Source organism: Geofilum rhodophaeum, from assembly GCF_002210225.1.
Classification (GTDB): Bacteria; Bacteroidota; Bacteroidia; order Bacteroidales; family Marinilabiliaceae; genus Geofilum; species Geofilum rhodophaeum.
This window is the reverse complement of record NZ_MWUJ01000016.1, coordinates 1-26,435: the sequence shown is the minus strand read 5'-3', so window position 1 is coordinate 26,435 and position 26,435 is coordinate 1. Positions and strand designations below refer to the sequence as shown.

At 52.0% G+C, this 26,435-nt stretch carries 21 protein-coding genes; 14 read left to right on the top strand and 7 right to left on the bottom strand.

Going from position 1 to position 26,435, the window contains the following annotated elements; all coding sequences use genetic code 11:
• Positions 1-28 precede the first annotated feature (28 nt).
• A complete protein-coding gene (locus B4W65_RS13220) occupies positions 29-1,330 on the top strand; it encodes a nucleotide sugar dehydrogenase (RefSeq protein ID WP_088655645.1) in 1,302 nt (433 codons plus the stop codon).
• Between the two features lie 76 nt (positions 1,331-1,406).
• Here the strand turns inward: B4W65_RS13220 and B4W65_RS13215 are convergent, their stop codons facing one another.
• Entirely contained in the window at positions 1,407-3,779 is a 2,373-nt protein-coding gene (locus B4W65_RS13215) for a transglycosylase domain-containing protein (RefSeq protein WP_158522851.1), read from the bottom strand.
• Positions 3,776-4,786, bottom strand: coding sequence for an NAD-dependent epimerase/dehydratase family protein (locus tag B4W65_RS13210; protein ID WP_088655643.1), 1,011 nt, complete (start codon positions 4,784-4,786; stop codon positions 3,776-3,778). The genes B4W65_RS13215 and B4W65_RS13210 overlap by 4 nt, the downstream gene beginning before the upstream one ends.
• 75 nt (positions 4,787-4,861) lie before the next feature.
• On the opposite strand from B4W65_RS13210, the gene B4W65_RS13205 reads away from it, so the two are divergent.
• The gene (locus B4W65_RS13205; protein WP_088655642.1) at positions 4,862-5,464 is read left to right on the top strand and encodes a riboflavin synthase; all 603 of its coding nucleotides are present in this window, start codon (positions 4,862-4,864) and stop codon (positions 5,462-5,464) included.
• A 121-nt stretch (positions 5,465-5,585) separates the two neighbouring features.
• On the opposite strand, the gene nagB is transcribed toward B4W65_RS13205, so the two are convergent.
• Genes nagB through B4W65_RS13190 form a run of 3 tightly spaced genes read right to left on the bottom strand, consistent with a single transcriptional unit; the run spans position 5,586 to position 8,681 of the window.
• Complete coding sequence (nagB, locus tag B4W65_RS13200; protein WP_088655641.1) at positions 5,586-6,374, bottom strand: glucosamine-6-phosphate deaminase; 789 nt, start codon at positions 6,372-6,374, stop codon at positions 5,586-5,588.
• A 16-nt stretch (positions 6,375-6,390) separates the two neighbouring features.
• Complete coding sequence (locus B4W65_RS13195) at positions 6,391-7,857, bottom strand: DUF4270 family protein (RefSeq protein ID WP_088655640.1); 1,467 nt, start codon at positions 7,855-7,857, stop codon at positions 6,391-6,393.
• Positions 7,858-7,880: 23 nt separating this feature from the next.
• Positions 7,881-8,681, bottom strand: coding sequence for a glycogen/starch synthase (locus B4W65_RS13190; protein ID WP_088655639.1), 801 nt, complete (start codon positions 8,679-8,681; stop codon positions 7,881-7,883).
• A gap of 201 nt (positions 8,682-8,882) precedes the next feature.
• Between B4W65_RS13190 and panC the strand changes: the two genes are divergently transcribed.
• From panC to radA, 3 genes are all read left to right on the top strand, one after another.
• Positions 8,883-9,737: a pantoate--beta-alanine ligase gene (gene panC / locus B4W65_RS13185; protein ID WP_088655638.1), complete on the top strand. Its 855-nt coding sequence runs from the start codon at positions 8,883-8,885 to the stop codon at positions 9,735-9,737.
• Positions 9,734-10,084, top strand: a complete 351-nt coding sequence (panD, locus tag B4W65_RS13180; RefSeq protein ID WP_088655637.1) for an aspartate 1-decarboxylase — start codon at positions 9,734-9,736, stop codon at positions 10,082-10,084. The genes panC and panD overlap by 4 nt, the downstream gene beginning before the upstream one ends.
• A gap of 79 nt (positions 10,085-10,163) precedes the next feature.
• A complete protein-coding gene (radA, locus tag B4W65_RS13175; RefSeq protein ID WP_088655636.1) occupies positions 10,164-11,537 on the top strand; it encodes a DNA repair protein RadA in 1,374 nt (457 codons plus the stop codon).
• Positions 11,538-11,633: 96 nt separating this feature from the next.
• Here radA and B4W65_RS13170 read toward each other — a convergent pair whose 3' ends face one another.
• The gene (locus B4W65_RS13170) at positions 11,634-13,994 is read right to left on the bottom strand and encodes a transglycosylase domain-containing protein (protein ID WP_088655635.1); all 2,361 of its coding nucleotides are present in this window, start codon (positions 13,992-13,994) and stop codon (positions 11,634-11,636) included.
• A gap of 195 nt (positions 13,995-14,189) precedes the next feature.
• Here B4W65_RS13170 and topA point away from each other — a divergent pair, with 195 nt between their 5' ends.
• The 7 genes from topA to porN are packed head-to-tail and all read left to right on the top strand — an operon-like array spanning position 14,190 to position 23,635.
• Entirely contained in the window at positions 14,190-16,643 is a 2,454-nt protein-coding gene (topA, locus tag B4W65_RS13165) for a type I DNA topoisomerase (RefSeq protein WP_088655634.1), read from the top strand.
• 6 nt (positions 16,644-16,649) lie between these two features.
• Complete coding sequence (locus tag B4W65_RS13160; RefSeq protein ID WP_088655633.1) at positions 16,650-17,783, top strand: arginase family protein; 1,134 nt, start codon at positions 16,650-16,652, stop codon at positions 17,781-17,783.
• Positions 17,784-17,832: 49 nt separating this feature from the next.
• The gene (locus tag B4W65_RS13155; RefSeq protein WP_088655632.1) at positions 17,833-18,807 is read left to right on the top strand and encodes a PorP/SprF family type IX secretion system membrane protein; all 975 of its coding nucleotides are present in this window, start codon (positions 17,833-17,835) and stop codon (positions 18,805-18,807) included.
• Positions 18,808-18,842: 35 nt separating this feature from the next.
• Entirely contained in the window at positions 18,843-20,171 is a 1,329-nt protein-coding gene (gene porK, locus B4W65_RS13150) for a T9SS ring complex lipoprotein PorK/GldK (RefSeq protein ID WP_088655631.1), read from the top strand.
• A gap of 37 nt (positions 20,172-20,208) precedes the next feature.
• A complete protein-coding gene (gene porL / locus B4W65_RS13145) occupies positions 20,209-21,171 on the top strand; it encodes a type IX secretion system motor protein PorL/GldL (RefSeq protein WP_088655630.1) in 963 nt (320 codons plus the stop codon).
• 33 nt (positions 21,172-21,204) lie between these two features.
• Positions 21,205-22,755 carry a type IX secretion system motor protein PorM/GldM gene (porM, locus tag B4W65_RS13140; RefSeq protein ID WP_088655629.1) on the top strand — a complete coding sequence of 517 codons (1,551 nt, stop codon included), beginning with the start codon at positions 21,205-21,207 and terminating at the stop codon, positions 22,753-22,755.
• Between the two features lie 34 nt (positions 22,756-22,789).
• On the top strand, positions 22,790-23,635 hold the full coding sequence (porN, locus tag B4W65_RS13135) for a type IX secretion system ring subunit PorN/GldN (RefSeq protein ID WP_088655628.1): 846 nt from the start codon (positions 22,790-22,792) through the stop codon (positions 23,633-23,635).
• A gap of 86 nt (positions 23,636-23,721) precedes the next feature.
• Here the strand turns inward: porN and B4W65_RS13130 are convergent, their stop codons facing one another.
• A complete protein-coding gene (locus tag B4W65_RS13130) occupies positions 23,722-24,810 on the bottom strand; it encodes a mannose-1-phosphate guanylyltransferase (protein ID WP_088655627.1) in 1,089 nt (362 codons plus the stop codon).
• An 88-nt stretch (positions 24,811-24,898) separates the two neighbouring features.
• Here B4W65_RS13130 and B4W65_RS13125 point away from each other — a divergent pair, with 88 nt between their 5' ends.
• Together B4W65_RS13125 and B4W65_RS13120 are read left to right on the top strand one after the other, a co-directional pair.
• Positions 24,899-25,639: an MlaE family ABC transporter permease gene (locus tag B4W65_RS13125; protein ID WP_088655626.1), complete on the top strand. Its 741-nt coding sequence runs from the start codon at positions 24,899-24,901 to the stop codon at positions 25,637-25,639.
• Positions 25,636-26,379 (top strand): ABC transporter ATP-binding protein, encoded by a 744-nt coding sequence (locus tag B4W65_RS13120; protein ID WP_088655625.1) that lies wholly within the window; start codon positions 25,636-25,638, stop codon positions 26,377-26,379. Before B4W65_RS13125 ends, B4W65_RS13120 begins: the two co-directional genes overlap by 4 nt.
• Positions 26,380-26,435: the final 56 nt, after the last annotated feature.

Sequence of the window (26,435 nt, the reverse complement as noted above, 5' to 3'; positions counted from 1 at the left end):
AGGAGATACTTTTTAGAATAAACTTTTTATGGCACATCCAAAATTTCAACAGCTCCTGAATAAGGAAAGCAAAATATCCGTCATCGGACTGGGCTATGTGGGCCTGCCCATAGCTCTGGAACTTGCCCGGCATTTTCAGGTGGTGGGTTTCGACATTAAGGAAGAGCGTGTGGCGCTGATGCAGCGGCAGGAGGATCCGAGCAAAGAACTTGAAGCCGCCGACTTTGCGGGCTGCGACATCCAGTTTACGAGTAAGCCTGAAGATTTGCGGGCCGCCTCCTTTCATGTGGTGGCTGTGCCTACGCCCATCAACCGGCACAATCTGCCCGATTTGCATCCGCTCTTAAGCGCCTCAAAAACAGTAGGCAAGATTCTGAAGAAGGGCGATTGTGTGGTTTTTGAGTCGACGGTGTATCCCGGTTGTACCGAGGACGATTGTGTGCCCATTCTGGAGGCGGAGTCGGGACTGAAGTTCAATGTCGATTTTAAGGTGGGCTATTCGCCCGAGCGCATTAATCCCGGCGACAAGGAGCATACCCTCACAAAAATTTTGAAGATTGTCTCGGGCAGCGATGCCGAAGCTCTGGAGCTCATCTCTGAGGTTTATGGCGCCATCATCAAAGCCGGCATCTACAAGGCCAGCTCCATCAAGGTGGCCGAAGCGGCCAAGATCATCGAAAACACCCAACGCGATGTCAACATCGCCCTGATGAACGAATTGTCGCTTATTTTTAACCGACTTGATATCAACACCTATGAGGTGCTGGAGGCGGCAGGTACCAAGTGGAACTTTTTGAAATTCTTTCCGGGACTGGTAGGCGGTCACTGTATTGGGGTGGATCCCTATTACCTGACCTACAAGGCCAGTGAGCTGGGCATTCATTCGCGCATCATTACCGGCGGTCGCGTAATCAACGACGGCATGGCCCCTTACATAGCCAATGAGGTGGTCAAACGCCTGATTTCTGCCGGTCACCCCATCAACGGTTCCCGCGTGCTGGTGATGGGCGCTACGTTTAAGGAGAATGTGAGCGACATTCGCAACTCTAAGGTGGCCGATCTGGTCCACGAGCTGCAATCCTTCAGCGTTCAGGTGGAGGTGGTGGATCCCTATGCCTGCTCCGACGAACTCCAGGAAGAATACGGCTATGGTCTGGTGGAGGCCCCCAGCGGTCGCTATCAGGCCGTGGTGGTGGCCGTGAACCATGGCGACTATGTGGACTTGCCGGAATCGTATTTTAACGGCTTGCTGGCAGAGAAGGGACTTTTTGTGGATGTCAAAGGCATTTACCGGAATGCAGGCTTTTCACTTAATTACTGGAGTCTGTAGGGATCCACGAATTACACGAATTGCACAAATTGAAAAGTGATTCGTGTAATTCGTGCAATTCGTGGACTCGTGTAATTTAATCCCTTCGGAAGATCTTTCTAACCCGTCGCAATAAGCCGCGGTCGTCGTTCACGCTGTCGCCGGGAGCCGTATGGGACTCGGGTGGGTCGGTGGGACCAAACAGCCTTTCGAAAAAGCCGGGTCCGTCGTCGGGCCGGTAATCTTCCAGATAATCTTCACAGTCGAGCGCCAATTGCAGGTGTTCGGGCAGCGGATAGAAGCGCTCGCTGCGCAAGTAGCTGTAGGCCGCCTGTTGCTCGGCCTGTTGCATAACCCGGGCAAAGATGGGAAGGGCCGTACGGGCGCCCTGACCCAGAGCGGTACTTCGAAAGCGGATACCCGGATTTTCGGCACCCACCCAGGCACCGGCTACGATGCGGGGACCAAAGCCGATGAACCAGCCGTCGGCATTGTTTTGCGTGGTGCCGGTCTTCCCTCCGTAATCGCCCTGCAAGCGATAACGGGCGTAGAGGTCCCTGCCTGTGCCCCTCTGGGCCGTCTGGCGCAAGAGCTCCACCATGTAGCGGGCCGTTTCTTCGTTGAAGGCCTCCTCGCGGGCTCTTTGGGGTTCTGCCGCATACAAAACCTTTCCTTCGGCATCCTCAATGCGCAGCACCATCACCGGTTTGCGTGCCCTTCCGTAGTTGGGGAAGGCGGTGTAGGCACTCACCATCTCGAGGAGACTGAGACTGGCGCTGCCCAGCGCCAGGGAGGGCACGTTGGGGAGACTGCTTTCAATGCCCATTTTGCGGGCAGTAGAAACCACCGCGGAAATGCCTGTTCGTTCAATAAGCTCCGCCGTCACCGTGTTTACCGAGTGGACCAGTCCCCCCTTCAGCGAGTACCAGCCTTCGTGCATGCCGTCGGCATTGGTGGGCGTCCAGTTGTCGTAGTCGACATAGGTCTTGGAGGCATTCGACAACATTTCGCAGGGCGAATAGCCCTGTTGCAGCGCAGTGGCGTACACCAGGGGCTTAAAGGTCGAGCCCGTCTGCCGCCGGGCCTTTACATGGTCGTACTGATAAAAGCGGAAATCAACACCGCCCACCCAGGCCAGTACGTGACCGCTGGTGGCATCCATAGCCACAAAGCCGGTATGCAGGGTACGGAGACTGTGGCGAATGGAATCGATGGGTGAGCCTTCTATGCGTTTTTCGCCCTTGGGGGTATAAACCAGCAGGGTTTGTACCTCCTGCATTTTTTCCATAATGGCTGCGTGCTCCAGTCCCTGTTCGCTGAGCAGGCGGTAGCGGGGACTGTTGCGGATGGCCTCAGCCAGAATCTCGGGCTGCTGTGACCAGGGTTCCTCGTTGGCCCAGTGTTCGTCGAAGCTCTTTTGCAGGGCCGCCATGTGCTGGCCCACGGCCGATACGGCATAGCTTTGGAGCCGGGCGTCCAGGGTTGTCGTAATTTTCAGTCCGTCGGTCTCCAAACGGTACTTTCCGTGGCCCCCTTCCTTCAGAAGTTGGATGCTTTGCTGGCGCACCTCCTCCAAAAACCAGGGGGCGGGACCGTGGCTGTGGTCAATTCGGCTGTAGTTGGTCCCCAGAGGGCGGTTTTTATAGCGTTCGCCCTCCTCGGTCGACAAAAAGCCCTGATGAACCATGCGGTCGAGCACCACATTGCGTCGGCCCAGGGCCCGTTTGGGGTGGAGGCGGGGACTGTAGGCGGTATTGGCGGCGAGCATGCCCACCAGGGTGGCGGCTTCGGCGGGATTCAGTTGGGCGGAGGATTTGCTGAAGAAGCGGTTTGCGGCCACCTCAATGCCGTAGATGTCCTCGCCAAAAGGCACGGTGTTGAGGTAAAGGCCCAGGATATCGTCCTTGCTGAAGACTTTCTCGAGGCGCGCCGCGATAAATACTTCGCGGGTTTTGTTGACGGGGAAGGACAGGAAGCCGATACGTCGGCGGGGATATAGGTTTTTGGCCAACTGCTGGCTGATGGTGCTGCCGCCTCCCTGCCGCGTATCGCGCAGGATAATGGTCTTGACAAACACGCGGCCCAGACTGATGAAATCGAGTCCCCGGTGCTCAAAAAAACGACTGTCCTCGGTGGCAATGAGGGCGTTCTTAACGTGAATACTTATTTGGTCGTTGTCGGCATGCAGCCGGTTTTGAACAAAATACTTCCCAATCATACTGCCATCGGCCGCATACACCACCGACGCCGTATGGTTTCGGAGTCCCCCCAGTTCCACCGTACCCGGGATGCGCCCAAAGAGGCCGGCATAAACCAGTAAAATAAAGACCAAAAGCGCAGAAAGTGCCAGTCCCCCCGCCCGAAATCCCCAAATCAGCAAGCGGTGTTTCCAGGAGGTGTTTGCCCCATTCTGCCTGGATTTTGGGCGTGCAGCGCCCTTTGTGTTTTTTTTGTTGGCCTTTTTACTCATTGCTCTTCCGCTTTGAACCAGCATGCGGTGTTTTCAATCGCCTCCTTAAGCGGCGTAAAATGATAATTGAATTGGCGGCTGAATTTGTCGGCCGAGTAGCGCGAAACCGTTTGTGCCGTTCGGGCGGTGTCCTTGGTAATGGCCGGTGCCTTACCGGCCAGGTAACAAAACAGGAGATTAACTCGCCAGCCCAACTCCGTCAGTAGGCGTCCCACCTTCAGGAAGGGCGGTCTGCGTCCCAGCGCCTGGGCCACCATAGTGAAAAAGTCCCGGTAGCTTAGGTTTTCCCCATTTAAGATAAAGCGTTCGTTGACCGATTGGCTTTCCATCAGCAGCACCACCGCAGCGGCAACGTCGCGTACATCCACAAAGCCGGTAGCTCCGCCGGTGTAGACCGGCAGGCCTTTGCGTACGGAGTAAAAAAGGCGACCGCTGCTGCGCAGCCAGTTGACGGGACCAATGATGACCGAGGGGTTGACGATGACTACGGGAATCCCTTCTTTGGAGGCGCGCCACACTTCCATTTCGGCACGAAACTTACTGTAAGAATAGGCCGAACGGTGATCGTCGGCCTGCCACTCCACCTGCTCATCAATGACCCGGCCATCGAGGGCCTTGCCCAGCGAAGCGATGGAACTGACGTAGCAGACTTTTTCTACGCCGCAGAGGAGACAGGCATTCATCAGGTTGGCCGTGCCTTCGGTGTTGACCTGCAGCATGCGGTCCGACTCGCCGGGATTGAAGGAGACTTTAGCGGCAGCGTGGTACACCTGGCGCACCCCCTGCAGCGCCCCCTCCAGGGCAAAATAGTCCGACAAGTCGGCCTCCACCCACTCAATGCGACCGAGCAGTGCGGCAGCCTCCGGCGTATAAAAGCGAAACAGGCGTTCCACTTCGGCAATGCGTTCGGCCTGACGATAAATGGCCCTGACCCTTTGGCCCTTTTGGGTAAGGTGGAGTAAAATATGCGAACCCACCAGTCCCGTTCCTCCTGTTACCAATACCATGTTTCGTGACGAATAAATTGATTAAAACCGGGAAAATGTTGCTAAATTAGCACTTTAAAAGTAAAATGTTTGTATATGTTTTCAGGAATAGTTGAAGAAGCTGCAACCGTAGTTGCATTGGAAAAGGATAAGGGCAATTTGCACCTCAGCCTGAAATGTTCATTCACCCCTGAGCTGAAGATCGATCAGAGCGTGGCCCACAACGGCGTTTGTCTCACCGTGGTTCGTAAGGAAGGCGAAGTGTACACCGTTACCGCCATTCAGGAAACCCTGGAGAAGTCGAACCTGGGCAAACTGAAGGTGGGCGACAAGGTGAACCTGGAGCGCAGTATGATTATGAACGGTCGGCTCGACGGACACATTGTGCAGGGGCACGTGGACCAGACGGCCGAATGCCTGGAGGTGAAGGAGGCCGACGGCAGCTGGTATTATACCTTCCGTTACGACATCGACAAGGAAAAGGCCGCCCAGGGTTATATGACCGTCGAAAAGGGCTCGGTCTGTGTCAACGGCGTCAGTCTCACCGTTGTCAACAGTCGCGACGACCGCTTCTCCGTGGCCATCATTCCCTATACCTACGAGTTTACCAACTTTCACCAGATTCAGCCGGGTACTCTGGTCAATCTCGAATTCGATATTCTGGGTAAGTACATCAGTCGCCTTATGGCCCTGAAATAGTGCTTTAACAGCGCCCGTTTCACATCAAAAAAGCTGCCCTTTAAGGCAGCTTTTTTTGATGGTGGACAAACCAATCCTTCGGCAGACCGAAAAAAATCCGGTCCCGAAATTCTTTTTCATGCTACAGGAGATTCTCCTGCTCAATGTCCTTAAAGTGCTTGTAGGTTCCCACCTTTAATTCGTGGCAGGCGGCTTCATCGCAAACGATCATTCCGTTGGGATGCAGTTGCAGGGCGCTGATGGTCCACATGTGATTGACCCCTTCTTCTACGGCATGGCGCAAGGCACGTGCCTTGCTGTGGCCGTTTACTACAATCACCACTTCCCTTGCATCAAGCACGGTAGCTACGCCAACCGTGAGTGCTTTTTTGGGTACCAAAGCCATATCGTTGTCGAAGAAGCGACTGTTGGCCAGAATGGTGTCGTAGGTGAGGTTTTCCACGCGGGTGCGTGACGAAAGGGAGGAGCCCGGTTCGTTGAAGGCAATATGGCCATCGGGACCAATGCCGCCCAAAAACAGGTCGATGCCCCCACAGTTTTTAATCTTTTCTTCGTAGGCCGCACACTCGGCCTTTAAATCGGCCGCATTCCCGTTCAGGATATTGACCTGTTCCCGGGGGATGTCGATGTGCGAAAAGAAGTTGTTCCACATAAAACTGTAGTAGCTTTCGGGATGCTCCTGAGGAATCCCGATGTACTCGTCCATGTTGAAAGTAACGACTTTCTTAAACGACACCTTCCCTTCCTGATGAAGGCGTATGAGTTCGCGGTAAGTCCCCAGCGGAGAGGAGCCTGTGGGCAGACCCAGTACGCAGATTCTTTCTTTGGTAATGCGATTGATGGCTGCAGCAATGTAATTCGCAGTCCATGTCGACATTTTTTCGTAGTCGGACTGAATGAGTAGACGCATAGTTTTATTCCTGGTTTTATTCCTGTGTTTCGTTGGTAGTATAGCTGACGTACTTCACTTTCAGCACAGGACCAAAATCGGGGTGCCGATTGTAAAGGCGCAAGCGATAAAAATTGTATTGCATATCCGGAAGGACCAGGTATAAGGGGGGGACTTCCGCATTGCCCTTTGCTGCCGTTTCGAAGAAATGTTGATTCATTCGGAAGGTGAAACTATTGGTTTCCGCATCGTAGTCGGCACTTTGGTTGTTGAATATGGCCAGGGTATCCCCCTCTTCTGTCCGTGTGGCTATCGGAAAAACAGGATTGCCTCTTTCGTTCAGTTGAGCAATGCTCAGTCTTTGGGAGTAGGGGAAATGGAGGTTGGCAATGGGTGTCGTATCGGGTCGGAGTACCAGGTCGACCCCACTGATGCCGTAGCGCAGGTCGCCCTGCTGAGCCAGAGAGTCGGTCCATTGACTGATCAGGGGCGCCAAATCCATGCGCGCCATCGGTCCGCCCATGCCCTGTACCAAAAGGTGCGTCACCTCCGGGTCATCCAGAAAAAAACCGTTCAGCGGCTGATGTTCGTAGCGGCTGAAAAACACCACTTCCCTGTTGATGGGAAAGAGGTAGCTTTTGGGTTCAATCTGCAGCGTGTCCCCTTCCTCTCCCTCGTTGGTGATTTCGCGCAGGACCTTTTGAAAATGGAGGGTCATATTGGAGGCGAGGAGATTCAAATCAAAGCGAACCAGCGCCCCTGTTTTTTCGGGGGCGAGCTCCGGTTTAACCGTTACGTACAGTCCCTTCACCTCATTTTGAAAGGCCTCCCGGGTTTGAAGCTTTTCCTCGGGCAAATTGAAAATACGCTCCAGCAGATCCTCTCCCAGGTTGATGCTGATGGTGTCCATGTAGCTGTGAGCTTGCCAAACGGAATCGTTTTGTCCGGCAAGCGGACTAAAACTCATCTCGCCCAACAATTCTGCACCAATCTTCCCTTCCAGGTCAAAGTCGCTGTGGTAACGGTTCTGTGAAGTGATCCTTGGCAGATGCTCCGTTACTTCATATACCTGAATCGTTTGCACGGCATTGGGATCGCCCAGCCAGTCCTCGTAGCGATAAACCAGGTTCAACTCCAGGGCCACAGGCGAATATTTCGCGCTGTCTATGGTGTCGGTAAGGGCATCGTATCGAAAAACAGGGGTTCGCTCTCCAAGGTTAAGCTGAGTCAGGAAGCCGGCTCTGGTGTAGCCGGCCAGCGGATCGTTGAGCTCCCCCAGGGGCAGACGGGGCTGATATACAGCCATGTGATCGCTGGTTACGCGCTCGGGCTGCGTCTGTACTCCGTAAACGTTTGTACTTACACTGTTGGCATTAAGAACATCGGTATCGGGCAGGGTGTCGAGGCCGATGGTGGCCGGATCGTTTTCGCAGGCCCACATAAAAACTGCGGAAAAGATACCCGCAGCAGACCATTTCAGCAACCTAGAGGTGTTGTTTGGCATACAGTAATTACAGTTAAATTTGCTTACAATGAATCGTAAAAAGCGTTGTAGGCATCGATGTACTCTTCTTCTTTTTGAAACTCGAGAAAGGGTTTGCCACTCTCGCGGGCAAAGGCTGCAAGCTCCGGATGAACCTCGGCACTTGATTGAATAACGCCGTCCGACAGACTGATGGCCAATTTTGATAAGGCCACATAATCCGGTTTTTCCAGTCCCTTTAAATCCTTGTCGGCTATCCCCATCTCCTTCAGCTTAAGGGCCAGATTCTCATCCAGGGTTTGCTCAAAAGCGTCGTTATAGAGCGAATATACCACCTTGGCCTTGGCAAAGAAGGGGTCGTCGTTCATGGTTTTTTTTATCAACAAGGGAGCTAAAGCCGTAAACCAGCCCTGGCAATGAACTACATCGGGTGCCCAGCGCAATTTTTTGGTCGTTTCCAAAACCCCTCTTGCAAAAAAGAGGGCGCGCTCGTCGTTGTCAGCAAATTCAGTGCCATCCTCATTAACAGTGGTGCATTTCCGCTGAAAATAATCTTCATTGTCGATAAAGTAAACCTGCATACGTGCCGAAGGGATGGAGGCTACCTTGATGATGAGGGGGTGGTCGGTGTCGTCGATGATGAGATTCATCCCCGACAGACGGATGACTTCATGCAGTTGATTACGTCGTTCGTTAATGGAGCCAAAGCGCGGCATAAAGGTCCGGATTTCTTTTCCCCTCTCCTGAATGCCCTGGGGCAGGTTTCGGGCCATTACAGACAATTCATTTTCGGGCAGATAGGGAGTAATCTCCTGGGAGATGAAAAGGACTTTGGTGTTTTCCATTTTGTTTTGAAAATTTGATAAATAAGGTCGCGCCATACAGGAAGGTGCCCTGCAAAATTACAAAAAATATGCTTCTAAAACAAAGCCAGTTACCGTTCTGCCCTGTCACAGCGATTCCATTTTATGTTTTTTAAAGGCATAATTTTCTGTGTTTGGTTTTTATTCGTTTAATTTGCCGCGTTTTTTTGTTTACAGTATCCTATGGAGATAATAAGGGCAGCATCCGAGCTTAAGACGCGCATTGCAGCGTTGAAAGAAGCAGGGAAGGTCATAGGCTTTGTGCCCACGATGGGCGCTTTGCACGAGGGACACCTGTCGCTGGTTAAAGAAGCCGCAGGCCACAGCGACGTGGTGGTGATGAGTATTTTTGTCAACCCCAACCAGTTCAACAACGCCAGTGATCTGGAACGTTATCCGCGTGATTTGCAAAAAGATGCGGCCCTGCTCGAAGGCACAGCCTGTGAACTTCTTTTTGTTCCGTCTGTTAAAGAGGTATATCCCGAACCCGACCAAAGGGTCTTTGATTTCGGGGATTTGGATAAGGTGATGGAAGGGAAGTTCAGGCCCGGGCATTTCAACGGCGTGGCCCAGGTGGTGAGTCGCCTATTTGATTTGGTGGCGCCCCACAAAGCCTTTTTTGGCGAGAAAGACTTTCAGCAACTGGCGGTGGTGCGCGCTATGGTGCGGCAATTGAATTATGAGGTGGAGATTGTTCCCTGTCCCATTGTACGGGAGGCCGACGGACTGGCTATGAGCTCGCGGAATCTGCTTTTGAGCACGCTTCAGCGAAAAAATGCCCCCCAAATAGCGCTTACCTTGTCCGAATCTTGTAATTTTGCAGCGACACATTCGGTAGCTGAAACGAAGCAGCAGGTGGTGCATGCCATTAATGCTGTGCCGGAGCTAGAGGTGGAGTATTTTGAAATTGTGGACGGGAACAGTCTGCAGGCAGTCGGTTCCTGGGAGGAGAGTTCCTACGTGGTGGGATGCATCGCGGTATTTGCCGGAGAAGTCAGGCTGATTGATAATGTGATTTACAAAAAAAGCATGTCATGAACATTCATGTTGTGAAATCGAAGTTACACAACGTAACTGTAACGGAGGCCAATCTGAACTATGTGGGCAGCATCACCATCGATGAGGAATTGATGGAGGCGGCCAACATTCTCGAGAACGAGAAAGTACAGGTGGTCAACAACAACAACGGTGAGCGGATAGAGACCTATGTGATCAGAGGGGAACGTGGTTCCGGCGTAATCTGTCTCAATGGTGCCGCTGCCCGTAAGGTAGCGGTAGGCGACGTGATCATCATCATCACCTATGCCATTATGGAAGTGGAGGAGGCCAAGCGCTTTAAGCCCACCTTTATTTTTCCCGACACCGCCACCAATAAGCTGATCTGAAGTCGCCGCCCCCAGGGCAGGCGACAGTTTACAAAACCAAGCAACTAATTTCCGGCCCCGGCGGGGCCGGCTTTGTTTTATGGCAGCCAAAACCAAATCCGTATTTGTTTGTCAGAACTGCGGTTCCGAATCCCCCAAGTGGATTGGGAAGTGCTATTCGTGCGGAGAGTGGAACACCTTTGTAGAGGAGGTGGTGGTGCAGACCCGCAATAAGGGGCCGGTACTCACCGGTGCCTCAAATGCTCCGCGACAAAAGCCCGTGCCCGTCACCGAAGTCGACGTGGACCAGCTGCCGCGCATGGATACCGGCATCGAAGAGTTGAACCGTGTATTGGGCGGGGGCATGGTGCCCGGTGCCCTCGTCCTTCTGGGCGGAGAACCCGGCATCGGCAAATCGACCCTGGTCCTGCAAATGGCCCTGAAGCTCAAGAACCGCAAAATACTTTACGTCTCCGGAGAGGAGAGTCCCCAACAGTTGAAACTCCGGGCCAATCGCCTCCTGCCCGGCGCCGGCGAACACTGTCTCATTGTCAGCGAAACCTCCCTCGAACGCATCGTCAACCACATTGCCCAGGTCCAGCCCGACTTGGTCATCGTAGATTCGGTACAGACCCTCGAACGGGAAGGCGTGGAGTCGGCCCCCGGCAGTGTGGCCCAAATCAGGGAGAGTACCGCCGTGATACTTCGGCTGGCCAAGGAGCAAAACCTGCCGGTTTTACTCATCGGACACATCAATAAGGAAGGCAGTCTGGCCGGCCCCAAAGTGCTCGAACACATGGTCGACGTGGTCCTGCAATTTGAGGGCGACCGCCATTATATGTACCGCATTCTGCGATCGGTGAAAAACCGTTTCGGCTCCACCTCCGAAATCGGCATTTTTGAAATGCTCAGCGAAGGCTTAAGGGAGGTGTCCAATCCCAGCGAAATGCTGTTGGCCCATCAGGATGAGGAAATGAGTGGCATTGCCATTTCGGCGGCCCTCGAAGGCGTGCGGCCCTTTTTAATAGAGGTACAGGCCCTGGCCAGCACCGCCGCCTACGGTACCCCCCAGCGCTCCTCCACCGGCTTCGATCTCCGGCGCCTGAACATGCTGCTCGCCGTGCTCGAAAAGCGCGCCGGCTTCAAACTCGCCGCCAAAGACGTTTTCTTAAACATTGCCGGGGGCCTCAAAGTCACCGATCCGGCCATCGACCTGGCGGTGGTGAGTGCCGTGCTCTCCTCGAACACCGACCTGCCTGTGTCGCGTGAGATCTGTGTCACCGGCGAAGTGGGCCTCTCCGGCGAAATCCGGCCCGTTACCCGCATTGAGCAGCGCATCGCCGAAGCGGCCAAGCTGGGCTTTAAGCGCATTGTGGTGCCGCGCTACAATAGAGGCATCGACTTTAAAAAATTCGACATAAGGGTGGTGCAGGCCGGCAAGCTGGAAGAAGCCTTCCGGCAGCTTTTTGGCTGAGGCGACCACAAGCAGATGCTCAGCGTCAACACACAACAAAAAAGCACTCTGTTGTCAGAGTGCTTTTTTGTGTGTAGCGATAACAGCACCGTCGGCCTAAAAGAATTCGTCGTTTCCGCGGTAAGTGCCGGTCGATTCCATTTCGACTTCCTCCTCTGAGGTGGGGATGTACTCGTCGGGACAATCCAGATTCAGCCGAAAATTGGCCGGCGCCTCAAAAGGCGCTTCCAGCGTGTAAGGCAATTCCTCGTCGCCATAAGCCTCCGTCATATAGAGCGCCCACACGGGCAGGGCCATATTGGCTCCCTGACCCAGCGAAATGTTGTCGAAGTGGATGTCGCGGTCCTCGCCGCCTACCCATACACCGGTCACCAAATCCGGCGTAACCCCGATGAACCAACCATCGCTGTGGTTCTGCGAAGTGCCGGTTTTTCCGCCAATACTACCCCGGAGATTGTATTTCAGGCGCAGACGTATGCCGCTTCCGGTATTCACCACCCCTTGCAGCAGATTCAGCATAAGGAAGGCGCTGCGCTCGTCGATCGACTCCTGCTTGCGGGCCGAAAAGGACGCGATTTCGTTGCCGTAGCGGTCCTTGATCTGGGTCACGAACAGCGGCTCGGCATGCACGCCCTTATTGGCATAAGTGGCATAGGCCGCCGTAATCTCATTCAATCCCAGATCGGGCGTACCCAGCGCCAGGGCCGGAACCGGATCCATGGGACTCTTGACACCCAGACTGCGAATGATGTTGACCACGGCCTGGGGGTTGTATTGCTTCATGATCCAGGCGGTAATGTTGTTGTTCGACTGGGCCAGTCCCCATTTGAGCGACACCATTTCGCCCGCCCGCTTGGAGCCCACATTGCGCGGCGTCCAGGTCTGCCCGGTAGGCAAATAAAAAGTCTGCGGTACATTCGGCACCAAATCGCAGGGCGTTAAACCCTCCTGCATGGCCAGGGTATATACAAAAGGCTTGATGGTCGAGCCCACCTGCCGCTTGCCCATGGTCGCCATGTCGTACTTAAAGTGTCGGTAACTGGGGCCCCCCACATAGGCCTTAACAAAACCCGTATGCGGATCCATCGAAAAGAGACTCGCCCTTAAAAAGGTTTTGTAATAGTGAATGGAGTCCATCGGCGTCATCACCGTATCGCGGTCGCCCCCATAGGCAAAAACCCTCATCTCCACCGGGGTGTTGAATACCTTGCGTATGCTGTCGTCCGACACCTTCTGACGCCGCATTTCGCGGTAGCGGTCGGTTTGCTGCATCGCCCGGTTGATGATCTGTTCGTACTGTTCCTGACTCAGGTGACGGGTGTAGGGTGCCCGGGCGCGTCCGCGTTTCTCATTGGAGAATTTCGGTTGCAAATCTTTGCCCAGATGTTCCTCTACGGCCCGTTCGGCATAGCCTTGGAGGCGCGAGTCGATGGTGGTGTAAATTTTTAGTCCGTCGCGGTAAATGTCGTAACGGGTACCGTCGGCCTTCAGATTTTTGTTGACCCAGCCAAAGAGGGGATTGTTGAGCCACTCGAGACTGTCCTCCACAAATTTTTGTTCCTGCCACGACGCATAGTTCGCGCGCTCGGGCATACTGGCGGTCAAGGTCGTCCGCAAATACTCCCTAAAGTAAGGCGCCAGTCCCCCAATATGGTCCGATCGCTTAAAATCCAGCTCCATGGGGATTTGTTTCAGCGAGTCGTATTCGGCTCTGGTGAGGTGTTGGGCCCGCATCATTTGGTGCAGCACCACGTTGCGGCGCCCCTCGGTCAGTTCGGGTCGCCGTACCGGATTAAAAAGAGAGGGGTTTTTGAGCATGCCCACCAACACTGCGGCCTCTTCTACTTTCAGCGAATCGGAATAGGTGCTGAAAAAAGTGGCGGCGGCCGATTTAATGCCGTAGGCGTCGTAAATAAAAGGCGCCTTATTCAGGTACATGGTCAAAATCTCTTCCTTGGTGTAACTGCGCTCGAGCTTTACGGCAATGACCCACTCCTTGAGTTTTTGCAATACCCGTTCGCCCATGTTGCGGGCCGGCTCGTGAAACAAGAGTTTGGCCAACTGCTGGGTGATGGTGGAACCTCCTCCCGAGCTCTCTTCCTGCAGCAGGACGGTGCGCACCAGCACGCGGCCTAAGCCGCGGGCGTCGATGCCCGAATGGTCGTAAAAGCGAATGTCTTCGGTCGACACCAGCGCCTTTATAACATTTGGAGAGATTTCATCGTAGTCCACCCGGCTCCTGTTTTCCTGAAAAAAGCTGCCGAGCAGGGCCCCGTCGGCCGAGTATATTTCAGTAGCCAGGTTGCTGTGGGGATTTTCCAGCTCTTCAAAACTGGGCATAAAACCCAGGGCACCCCGCGAAATCAGGAAGAAAATCAGCAGGAAAAGAAAAATTCCCGCCGCAAACAAAGCGTAAAGCCAGATGGTTATTTTTTTTGACAAAGACGTTTTTTCCATTTTACTTAAGTCTTATGTACACAAAAGTGGTTGACTGCCTGCAAGTCGACAGCGGCGTAAAATTAGGAAATTATAGCCGATTTTTAGGGCTTAATAATCAAGTTGTTCTTAAACATTTGATTCTGTTGCACATTATTTTATAAATTTGCCGGCCGGATGCTTTCTCATCCGGACCAAAAACTGAGAGCAGAGCACATGGCGGAAAAACAGAAGGAGAACGAAAAAAACCTGGTGATCGTAGAGTCGCCTGCCAAGGCGAAAACCATCGAAAAATTTCTGGGAAAAAATTTTGTGGTAAAATCGAGTTTTGGACACATACGCGACCTGGCCAAGAAGGACTTCGGGGTGGATGTGGACAAGAACTTTGAGCCGCAGTACATCGTATCGCCCGATAAAAAAGAGGTGGTCAAGGAATTGAAAAAGCTGGTGAAGGAGTCGGATCTCGTCTGGCTCGCTTCCGATGAAGACCGAGAGGGAGAGGCCATAGCCTGGCACTTGGCCGAGGTTTTGGAGTTGGAGCCGGCCAAAACGCGGCGCATCGTATTTCACGAAATCACCAAGCCCGCCATTTTAAATGCCATTGCAAAGCCCCGCAACATCGACAAGCACCTGGTGGATGCCCAGCAGGCCCGCAGGGTGCTCGACCGACTTGTAGGTTTTGAGCTGTCGCCGGTTTTGTGGAAAAAAGTCAAGCCTTCCCTATCGGCAGGCCGGGTGCAATCGGTCGCCGTTCGTTTGTTGGTCGAGCGCGAACGCGAAATTTTTGGCTTCGATGCCGAATCGGCCTTTCGCGTTACCGCCCGTTTTATGGTGAAGCAGGACGACGGCAAGGTGCAGGAAGTCCGGGCCGAACTCAATCAGCGCTTCAAGACCGAGGCCGAAGCCTCGGCCTTTTTGGAAGCCTGCGCCTCGGCCGACTTTATCGTGGATCAGGTCACCCGCAAACCCCTGACCAAGAGTCCCGCAGCCCCCTTTACCACTTCCACCCTGCAGCAGGAGGCCTCGCGCAAGCTGGGCTTTTCGGTGGGACAAACCATGTCGGTGGCCCAACGCTTGTACGAGGCGGGTAAAATCACCTACATGCGTACCGACTCAGTGAATCTGGCCGATACTGCCGTGAGCATGGCTGTGGATCAGATTACCTCCGAAATGGGGGCCGAATATGTAAAGGTGCGTAAGTACAAGACCAAGAGCAAAGGGGCGCAGGAGGCCCACGAAGCCATTCGTCCCACCTACCTCGACAAGCCTTCGGTAGCTGGCTCTGCGGCCGAACAAAAACTGTACGACCTTATATATAAGCGTACCATCGCCTCGCAAATGAGCGATGCCCAAATCGAAAAGACCAACGTCAACATCGGCGTAAGCGGCTCGCCCTACTACTTTCAGGCCAGCGGCGAAGTCATTCAGTTCGACGGTTTTTTGAAGGTTTACATAGAATCGACCGACCAGGAAAAGGAAGAGGAAGAAGTACCCGGCTTTTTGCCTGCCATGAAAAAGGGCGACGCCCTGGGCCTCGACTTGCTGGAGGCACGTGAAAGGTGGACACAAAAGCCCCCACGCTATACCGAAGCCAGTCTGGTTCGCAAACTCGAAGAGCTGGGTATTGGTCGCCCCTCCACCTTTGCCCCTACCATCAGCACCATTCAACAAAGGGGCTATGTGGTGAAGGAGGACCGACCCGGAACCCCGAGGAAATACCGGGCCTTGTTGCTCAGCGGCGGAAAAGTGAAGAGCGAAACCCGCACGGAGAATACCGGCGCCGAGCGTTCCAAGCTGTTCCCGACCGACATCGGCATGGTGGTCAACGATTTTCTTTTGAAATACTTCCCCAATATTTTCAGCTACGACTTTACCGCTGAAGTAGAAAAGGAATTCGACAATATTGCGGCCGGTGAGTTGGTGTGGAACCAGGCCATCGCCGGATTTTACAAGCCCTTTCACCAACAGGTGGAAGAAACCCTCGAAAAATCGGAGCGCAACACCGGAGAGCGGCGCTTGGGCACCGATCCCAAGACCGGCAAGCCGGTCTTGGTGCGCATCGGTCGTTACGGTCCCATGGCCCAACTGGGTGAGGGCGACGATGAAGAAGACAAGCCCACCTTTGCGTCGCTTACCCGTGAGCAGCATTTGGAGACCATCACCCTGGAGGAGGCCCTCAAGTTGTTTGAGCTGCCCCGCGATTTGGGATTGTATGAGGACAAGAAAGTGGTTGTGGGCATAGGGCGTTTTGGACCTTATGTGCGGCACGATGGCAAGTTTGCCTCCCTCAAGAAGGACGTGGACGATCCCCTGGAAATAGATTTGGCCCGGGCCATTGAGCTGATCGAAGAAAAGCGGGAGCGGGACAATAAAAAAATTGTAAAGACGTTTGAAGAAGAGCCGGAGCTGCAGATTTTGAACGGTCGCTGGGGACCTTACATCAGTTATCAAAAGGGTAACTACAAGATTCCCAAGGATACCGAAGCCGCTGCACTGAGTTATGAAGATTGCATGAAGCTGGTGGAAGCGGCCCCCAAAAAGGCGGCCCCCAAAAAAGCAGCAGCAAAGAAGGCCGCCCCAAAAAAGGCCGCCTCTGGCAAAAAACCAAGTACAAAGGCCTCAACAACGGTTAAGGCTAAGAAAACAGTTAAGGCAAAGAAGAAAGACTAAAGGCTTGTGGAGCTGCAACATTACTTTGAACCCTTTAAGGGACAGGTCGCAAAACTTTCGGGTTTCGCTCCCGGAGAAGCACTTGGTCAGCAAGTGGCTTTTTTTAAGGGAGCAAGCGACTGGTTTGGGTTAGAAGGCATAAAGGTTGTGGTTTTGGGTCTGGATCAGCAGGCCGATCTGCTGCGTTATCATTTGTATGCCCTAAGGGGCTTTGAGCAGACAGCTTGGCTGGGCGATGCCGGAAATCTGAAAGGGCGCAGTCTCAACGACCGTTACCGGGCCCTTAGGGATGCCCTGAGTTGGTTTCGGAAGCGGGGACAAGTCGTTTTGCTGCTGGGCGGCAGTCAGGATTACACCCCGGCTGTTTTGAAAGGGATGGCCGATGCTCAAACGCAGCCGCGAGTTAATCTGGCGGTAGCTGATCATCGCTTCGACTTGGAGCCTGGAGCACCCGATTTGTCGCCCCAGGGATGGTTGAGTTACCTGTTGCAGGAAGAAGCAAAATTGCTCGGCGAGCTGAGCATTTTAGGCTGGCAACGTTACTTGGTAAGTCCCTGGCAAGAATCCTTCCTTACCCAGGAGTATGCCCATCTGCTGCGTCTGGGAGATTTGAGAGGCAAGGGTTTCGATGAAGTGGAAGTGGTCTTGCGTGGAAGCGATTTTTTGGGTGTGGATATGGGCGTTGTCAAAGGACAGCCCCTGTTCCCCGGAACCGTCGCCCCAAATGGGCTGGAGCCTCACGAAGCCTGTCGGATGTTTTGGTATGCAGGAATGAGTCCGCGTTTATCGGTAAGCGCTTTGTTTGCCCTTCCTGAAGGACAGGCCAACGAAGCCCTGCTTGGCGCAGAAGTGGTTTGGCATTTTTTCGACGGGTACCTGGGCCGACAGCCCGATTATCCCGAAGAGGAAAGCGGTCGCTATAAAAAGTACCTGGTTCCGCTGGAAGCATTGGATGAACCCTTGTGCTTTGTGCGTAACCTGCAAAACGACCGCTGGTGGATGCAGACCGGAGTCCAAGCCGAAGACTTTTATTTGCCTTGCAGCAGAAGTGACTTCAGGCAGGCCCTGCGCAATGAACTCCCCGAACGTTTGTGGCGTTTTTTGATGCGCAGAGACGAAATTCGTCAAGCAGGCCTGTAGCGCGGGATAAGCACCTTAAGTTGTAACCTTAGTTGTTCAAATTTAGTATATGGCCCTAGTTTTTCGTCGAATCTTTTCTGCAACTTTTATTTTTTTTGCGTTATTTTGCACAAGAATAGAAGCTGTTGCTCAATTCGATTCGCAGTTTAGTCAAAATATGTTTAATCCCCTGGTGTTTAATCCCGGCTATGCCGGCAGCAGTGGAAGGGTCAATGTAACAGCAGCCAACCGACAACAATGGGTTGGCATTGAGGGAGCGCCCACAGCAACGGTTGTAGGAGCAGATATGTCCACCTTCCTTTTGGGAAGTCCCGCAGGGGTCGGACTGGTTTTGGTTAATGAAGAGGTCGGGTTTTTCAACACCCTGCAAATTTCAGGCGTTTTTTCGCGCCGCTTTGAACTCGATGAGAGTGTAGTTAGTGGGGGACTTAGTCTGGGTTTGGTAAATCAGGTTTTTGATGCCGGAAAAGTTGTGGTGGCTCCGGGAGAAAGCGAATACCACAATCCCAATGATCCGGCCATCTTTAGTGAGGAAGAAAACGGAACCACAGCCGACATCGGCTTTGGTGCTGCATGGGTTCACCCCCGCTTTCATGCCGGTATTTCGGTCTTGCATTTATTTGCACCAAAACCAAACTTTAAAGAACAATTGCCCGTATACCTCCCACGTTCTTTTTTTTTCAGCGCGGGTTATGTTCACCAGATGGAGGAAGCGCCGGTAGAATGGCGACCGTCCGTCCTGATAAAGAACAGTGGGCCCAGCTGGCAGTTTGATGTTAACTTGCTGGCCTTGTTCAGAGATAAGTATTGGGCAGGTTTGGGCTGGCGATTGCAAGACGCGGTGTTGTTGATGGCGGGATTGGAAATTGGCAGCGGAATACGTGCCGGTTACAGTTACAACATTACCACCTCCGCATTGGGAAGAGCCGGAAGTGGAGGCAGCCATGAATTGATGTTGGGTTACACTTTTGATTTGTCACTGAGTAAGAGAAACATGAGATATAAGAGTGTTCGATTTTTGTAAAAAGTAGCAGTTATTATATAGAATATCCGAAAACTATGAAGAAAGTACTTGCCCTTTGTATGGTTTTACTCACCATTTTAAGCGGATGCGGACAATCCAGCAATGGTGAGCTTGTCGGGGTACCGCGACGCGCTTCGTTTTATGAGCCCGATCCCTTCGGAATGTTGTACATTCCCCAGGGTAGTTTCAATATGGGCCTGAACGATCAGGACATGGCTGGTACCATGACCACACAGACCCGTACTGTTTCAATTCCTTCTTTCTGGATGGATGAAACGGAGATTACCAACACCGAATATCGGCAGTTTGTATATTGGGTCCGCGACAGTATTGCCCGCAGAATGTTGGGCGACTCCTTTGAAGAGTTTTTTATCTCTGAGGACCGCTATGGCAATATTATTGATCCGCCCTATTTGAATTGGGATGTGCGCATCGAGTGGGACAATGAAGAATACGCCGAAATTCTGAATGATATTTTCCTGCCGGAAAATGAGCGTTTCTTCCGTCGCAAGGAAATCGATACCCGCAAGTTGAATTACGACTACGAGTGGGTAGACCTGCAACAAGCGGCCCAAAAGACCAATCGCTACAACTATGAAACCAATTCGTACGACGGCGAAGTGTACAATCAGTTTGGAGAACGCGTACAGGCTACCGATCGTTCGGCCTTCATCATGAAGGACCGCGTAAACGTTTATCCCGATACGCTTGTGTGGATTGCCGACTTCACCTATTCGTTCAATGAGCCCATGACCGAGAAATATTTCTGGCATCCTGGTTTCGATGAATATCCTGTGGTGGGTGTAAGCTGGAAGCAAGCCTCAGCTTTTGCCGTATGGCGTACGCAGCTGATGAACAACTTCCTGCGTTCCAAAGGTCAACCCGAAGTGCAGAACTATCGTTTGCCCAATGAAGCAGAATGGGAGTATGCAGCCCGTGGCGGTCTGGATCAGAATCTTTATCCCTGGGGCGGCTTGTACACCCGCAACGATCAGGGATGTTTCCTGGCCAACTTTAAGCCTTTGCGCGGACGATATGCCGACGATGGCGGCTTGCGCACCATGACTGTAGGTTCGTTTGCACCCAACGATTTCGGCTTGTACGACATGGCCGGTAACGTTGCGGAGTGGACCAGCAGTGCTTTTGACGAATCCTCGTACACCTTTATGCACGATATGAGTCCCACCTACAAATACAATGCCCTGCCCGGTGATCACCATGTGATGAAGCGCAAGGTTATTCGTGGGGGCTCCTGGAAGGATGTAGCTTTTTTCCTTCAAAACAGCACCCGTACCTATGAGTACGACGATTCAAGCAAATCATACATTGGTTTCCGTTGCATCCGTGATTACATTGGAAACTAACAACCTTAAATTTAGCGCTACCTAAAATATCAAAGCAATGAGTGGAAGCAGTTTTTTTGAGAGTCCCGCCTATAAGAAGGTAATGAGCAAGGTTTACGGGATTGGAGCCGCAGTAGTAATCCTTGGTGCCTTGTGGAAAATCCTTCACCTTCCCGGTGCATCGGCTATGTTGATTGCAGGTTTGGGAACAGAAGCCTTAATATTTTTTCTTTCGGCCTTTGAGCCGCCACATGAGATGCCCGACTGGAGTCTGGTTTATCCCGAGCTGGTTGGATTGGAGCCCCGCGAACGAGGTGGTGGCGGAGGCGGAGGCGGCAGCGAATTGGCTGCCCTGGTTCAGAGTGGTCATTTGGATGTCTCCACCGTGGAGCAACTCAGCGAAGGCATCAAAAAGCTGACCGCATCGGCCAATAACCTGTCCGGCTTGAGCGAGGCCAGTATGGCTACCGAAGCCTACTTGCATACCATGAAGGCGGCTTCCGACAGCGTCGGTAATCTGGCCAGCGTTCAGGGGCAATTGGGCCAGTCGGCCGAAGCCCTGGCCAGCAGTTATGTGAGTACCGCTAAGGTGGTGGCCGACAGCGGACAAAAATTTTCTGAGGATTTGTCGCAAACCGGTGCCGGTTTCGTAGAGAGTATTAAAGCTTCCGGTGAGCAGTTGGTACAATCGTACCAGAACCTGGGTGCTTCTATGGGGCAGCAGGTCGAGAAGATTGCCGCCGATGGACAAAAGTATACCGAAGGGCTCTCGGCTGCCAACGACAAATTGTCGGCCATCAATTCGGCTTACGAATTGCAGTTGTCGGGTCTCAACACCCAGCTCGAAGCTTCCAAAAATCTGACCGGCAGCCTGGGAGAAATCAGTTCTCATCTCAACCAGTCTGTGGCCGATACCGAAAGCTACAAGCAAGAAGTGGCCGCCTTATCCAAAACCCTGGGAGAACTCAATACCATTTATGGTAACATGTTGAGCGCGATGAGTGTAGGCGGAGGTAAGTAAACCGAACAAGCAGAACTAAAAGAATAAGCGCATATGTCTGGTGGTAACTGTCCTGAAACGCCGCGGCAAAAGATGATAGGGATGATGTATCTCTTCCTCACTGCCATGCTTGCCCTCAACGTTTCGGGTGAATTATTAAATGCCTTTATACTGGTTGATCGAAGCATCAAGCAGGCTAAGGAAACGGTGGAAGCCAAGAACGAATTCCTGTATTCGGATTTCGCCATGGCCTTTGAAACCAACAAGAAAAAGGTCGGAGATAATTACCAAAAAAGTTTGGTGCTTAGAGATAAGGCCGATGAATTGGTAAATCACATCGATTCGCTCAAGCAATTGTTTGTAACCACAGCTGACGGACCTGAGTTCACTCCCGATAATTATCCTTCGGTGAGTAATCAGGACATAGCTCCTCAGATTATGATTACGGAAAAGGGGCAGGAGCGCAGTCACGAGTTGAAGCGAATGATTAAGGACTATCGTGATTTGTTGTTGTCGTATGTAGATCCTGCCGACTCTGCCTTGTCCAACAACATTAATATCATGCTGTCCACCGAAGATCCTCCGGTGGAGGACGGCGTTCAGAAAAGCTGGCAGAGTGAGAAGTTTGAACACCTGCCCCTGGCCGCTTCTATGGCCTTGCTGAGCCAGATACAGACCGATGTCCGCAATATGGAGTCCGATGTGGTACGCTACCTTTATACCAAGGTAGACGAGGGATCTTTTAAGTTCAATAAAATTGAGCCTTTGGTCATTCCCCGTTCAGATTACGTTATTCAAGGCGACGAGTACTATGCGGAAATCATGATGGCCGCCAGCGATACCACTCAGCCGCCTGTTGTTACAGTGGAAGGGAAGGTGCTTGAAACGGTTCATGGCAAGGGAATATTAAAAATACCGGCCAACCGCTTAGGTGAGGAAGAGTGGACCGGTACCATCCAGATTAAAAACCCCGATGGGACCTTACGCTCAGAGTCGGTCTCAGGAAAGTACATTGTTTCTGCACCCAGCGTGGTTATTTCGCCCACCAAAATGAATGTGTTTTACGAGGGCGTGGACAATCCGGTTTCGATTTCTGTGCCTGGAATACCCAGTGAAAGTATCATACCCAGGATCTCCAGCGGTCAGTTGTTGCGTAGGGGCAGCGATTACATCGTACGTCCGGCCAACGGATCCTCCGGTAAGGAAGTTACCATTTCGGTCTCGGCCGATGTTAATGGCAATACCAGGGTGCTGGGAAGACAGAATTTCAGGATTCGTCGGGTACCCGATCCGGTGGCTAAGGTCAACAATCAGCGTGAAGGAGCCATTGGTCGTAATATATTGTTGGCGCAGATGGGTATTGTGGCGGACATGGAGAATTTTGAATTTGACCTGCAATTTAAGGTAACAGAATTTACCGTGGCGACCATTCGTGGGGGATATGTTGTCGATGCCAAATCGAACAGCAACCTCTTTACCGACGAGCAGAAAGAGCTGTTGCGAGGAACGGTACGCGGACAGCGTGTGTACATTCAGGATATTCAGGCTGTGGGACCCGATGGTCGTCGTCGTTCACTGGGATCCATTATCCTGACTGTTGATTAAAATTAAAATTGTTAAAGAAGAAAATCATACAACTATGAGAAAGCAATTTGTTGTTTTATTTATGCTTGTGGCCTTTGGTTTCTCTGGCGCTTTAGCTCAGGAGGAAGATGGTGCGCCGCTGGACAATATTTTTGAGAAGGAGCACATGCAAAACCGCAGGCCAGTACCTTATCCTTCGCTGCGCGAAGCCGATATTCTCTGGTCGAAGCGGGTATGGCGCATCATCGATTTGCGTGAGAAGATCAATTTGCCCATGTATTATCCCATTCAGCAGAAAGAAGACCGGATGAACCTGGTAAGCGTGCTGATGGAAGGTGTACAATACCATGGCTTACCCGCCTATTCGAATGCGGACGATGAGTTCAAGGTAGAGATCAGCTATGCCCAGGTTAACGAGGCCATGGGTGCCACCGATGAAGTCACTCTGGTCATCAACCCCGATACCGGTGAAGAGGAAGAGATTGTGGCCACCCGCGATGCCCGTATCGAGGAAGTCAAGCAGATCATGGTCAAGGAGGTTTGGTTTTTCGACCGTAATTATTCGCGTATGGATGTACGTATCATTGGTATTTGTCCCATTCGTGAGTACACCAACGAAGCTGGTGAAATTCAGAAGCGTCAGACTTTCTGGATCAATTATGCGGAAGCTCGTGACCTTCTGGCTCGCCATGAGGTGTTCAATTCGACCAACGATGCACAACGTCGTTCCTTTGACGACATTTTTATCAAGCGTTTCTTTGGCAGTTACATTGTTCAGGAAACTAATATGTATCAGGACCGCCCCATTGAGTCTTACGCCGTAGGTGTTGAGGCGATGTTGGAGTCTGAGCGCATTAAGGAAGAAATTTTCAACTTTGAGCACGATTTGTGGGAGTTCTAAACCCGCTTGTTTTCTCAGGTTGTAAACCATAAAAAAACCGGAAAGCGTTCTCGCTTTCCGGTTTTTTTGTGTGCGTTCGGGACGGTTTAAAGCGCCTTGTCGCCAAATTCGGCCTTAATGTCGGTGGTGAACTGACGAATTTGTTGTTCGTTGTCCTTGGGGCAAATCAACAGGGCATCGCCCGAATCCACAACAATATAGTTGTCGAGCCCCTGAATCACTGCTACCTTGTCGGCCGGCATATTCACAATACTGTCGTTGGTATCGTAGAGGAGTACCTGGCCACTGATAACGGCATTGTTGTTTTTATCCTGGGGGGAGTATTCGTAGAGCGACGACCAGGTGCCCAAATCGCTCCAGCCAAAACTGACGGTTTGCACAAATACATTTTCGGCTTTTTCCATTACGCCGTAGTCAATGGAAATATTTTTACAGTCGATGTAGGTGTCGTTGAGGGCTTTTTCTTCCTGGGCTGTACCAATGGCAGAATCCAGTTTTACAAAAAGGTTCTGTACTTCGGAGAGGTGACTGGCAAAGGCTTCATCGATGGCTTTCAGGGTCCAGATAAAGATGCCGCTGTTCCAGAAGAATTCGCCACTTTCGAAAAACACCTTGGCCAGTTCGGCGTTGGGTTTTTCGGTAAAAGTTTTTACCTTATTGAAGGTCTCTGCTGCATTTTCGGCCTTAGCCCCTACCTGGATGTAGCCGTAGCCCGTTTCGGGTCGGTGGGGCTTAATACCCAGCGTCAACAGTGCCTCATGGGCCGAAACAAAATCGAGTCCGCTTAAAATATTGGTCCGGAACACCTCCTCATTCATAATGAGGTGGTCGGCCGGGGTCACAACAATGCGCGCCTTGGGATTGCGTGTACGAATCCAGCTGTTGGCATAGGCAATGCAGGGCGCAGTGTTTCTCCGGAAGGGTTCCTTGAGCACTTGTTCTGCTTTAATTTCCGGGATCTGCTCCAGCACTTTGTCGGCATACTCCGCACTGGTCACCACCAGAAAATTCTCGTTGGGACAGAGGGCCGTGAAGCGTTCGAAAGTTTGCCGGAGCAAACTTTTGCCGGTGCCCAGAATATCGAGAAACTGTTTGGGGGTAGAGCTTTTACTGAGTGGCCAAAAGCGACTGCCTACGCCGCCGGCCATAATCACACAATAGGTGTTGTTTTCCATCTTTATTGTTTTTTTTGCGCAAATACTCCCCGAAATTAGTAATAATTGGGTTGAGCTTTGGTATTTTTACCCCTTAAAAGTTAGCGGCATGAATTTTCTTTTTCATTTGGGGCGCTATGCCCTTTTTGTACGTGACAGCTTTAGACGTCCCGTTAAGCACAGGGTTTTTGCTGGTCAGGTACTTAAAGAAATGGACATATTGGGTCTGAGTTCTGTGGGGATCGTGGCCATTATTTCATTTTTTATGGGTGCGGTTATTACGCTGCAACTGGCTTACAATCTAGAGCTGCCCTTTATACCGAGTTATACCCTGGGTGTTGGCGCCAGGGACACTATGTTGCTCGAGTTTTCCAGCACCATGGTCTCCCTGATTCTGGCCGGGAAAGTGGGCTCGCACATTGCCTCTCAGATTGGCACCATGCGGGTTACGGAGCAGATTGATGTGCTGGATGTAATGGGCATTAATTCGGTGGGCTTTTTGGTGTTGCCGAAAATTGTGGGATTGATGTTAATGATGCCCTTTTTGGTGATTGTGAGTATGGGCGTGGGCATTTTTGGGGGCTGGCTGGCCGGGGTAATGTCCGGCGTGGTGTCGTCGGTCGATTTTATTGAGGGTCTGCAATACGCCTTCGTGCCCTTTTACATTGTGTATGCCCTGATAAAGTCGCTGGTTTTTGCTTTTCTGATTTCCAGTATTGCGGGCTACTGGGGTTATTATACCAAGGGAGGTTCTCTGGAGGTTGGGCAAAGCAGCACCAAGGCGGTCGTGGTGAGCAGCATTCAAATCCTGCTCTTTAATTTGATTCTTACTCAACTTATGCTGGCATGATAGAAGCAAGGAACATTATAAAATCGTTTGAAGACAAGGAGGTGCTGAAAGATGTGAGTGCTTCCTTTCAGACGGGTTTCACCAATTTGATTATCGGTCAGAGTGGTTCTGGAAAAACCGTTTTTTTGAAGACACTGGTCGGTCTGCATGAGGCCGATTCGGGTTCGGTGGTGTACGACGATCGCAACTTCACCGGGATGTCGAAGTTGGAGCGCATTGAAATTCGCAAGGAAATTGGAATGCTTTTTCAGGGTTCGGCGCTTTTTGATTCGATGACGGTGGAGGAAAATGTACGATTTCCTTTAGATATGTTTACCGATCAGAGTCTGGAGGAGAAGCGGGAGCGCGCGAATTTTTGTCTCAAGCGGGTGAACCTGGACAATGTGAATCATCTTTTTCCTTCGGAAATCAGCGGGGGGATGCAGAAGCGGGTGGCTATTGCCCGGGCTATTGCCTTGAATCCACGTTATTTGTTTTGTGATGAGCCGAATTCGGGACTGGATCCGAAAACGGCGATTGTTATTGATGAGTTGATTCAGGAGATTACGAAGGAGTACAATATGACGACGATCATTAATACGCACGATATGAATTCGGTGTTGGGGATTGGGGAGCATATAGTGTTTATTTATGAGGGCAAGAAGTACTGGGAGGGTTCGAGTGCGGAGGTGTTGAAGAGCGACAATCAGGTGCTGAATGATTTTATTTTTGCGTCGAAGTTTTTGAAGGGCGTGGTGTGATTTAATGGCTTCAGAAAATACCTGTTCTTTTCGCTTGATGCAGTAATTCTGCGCTG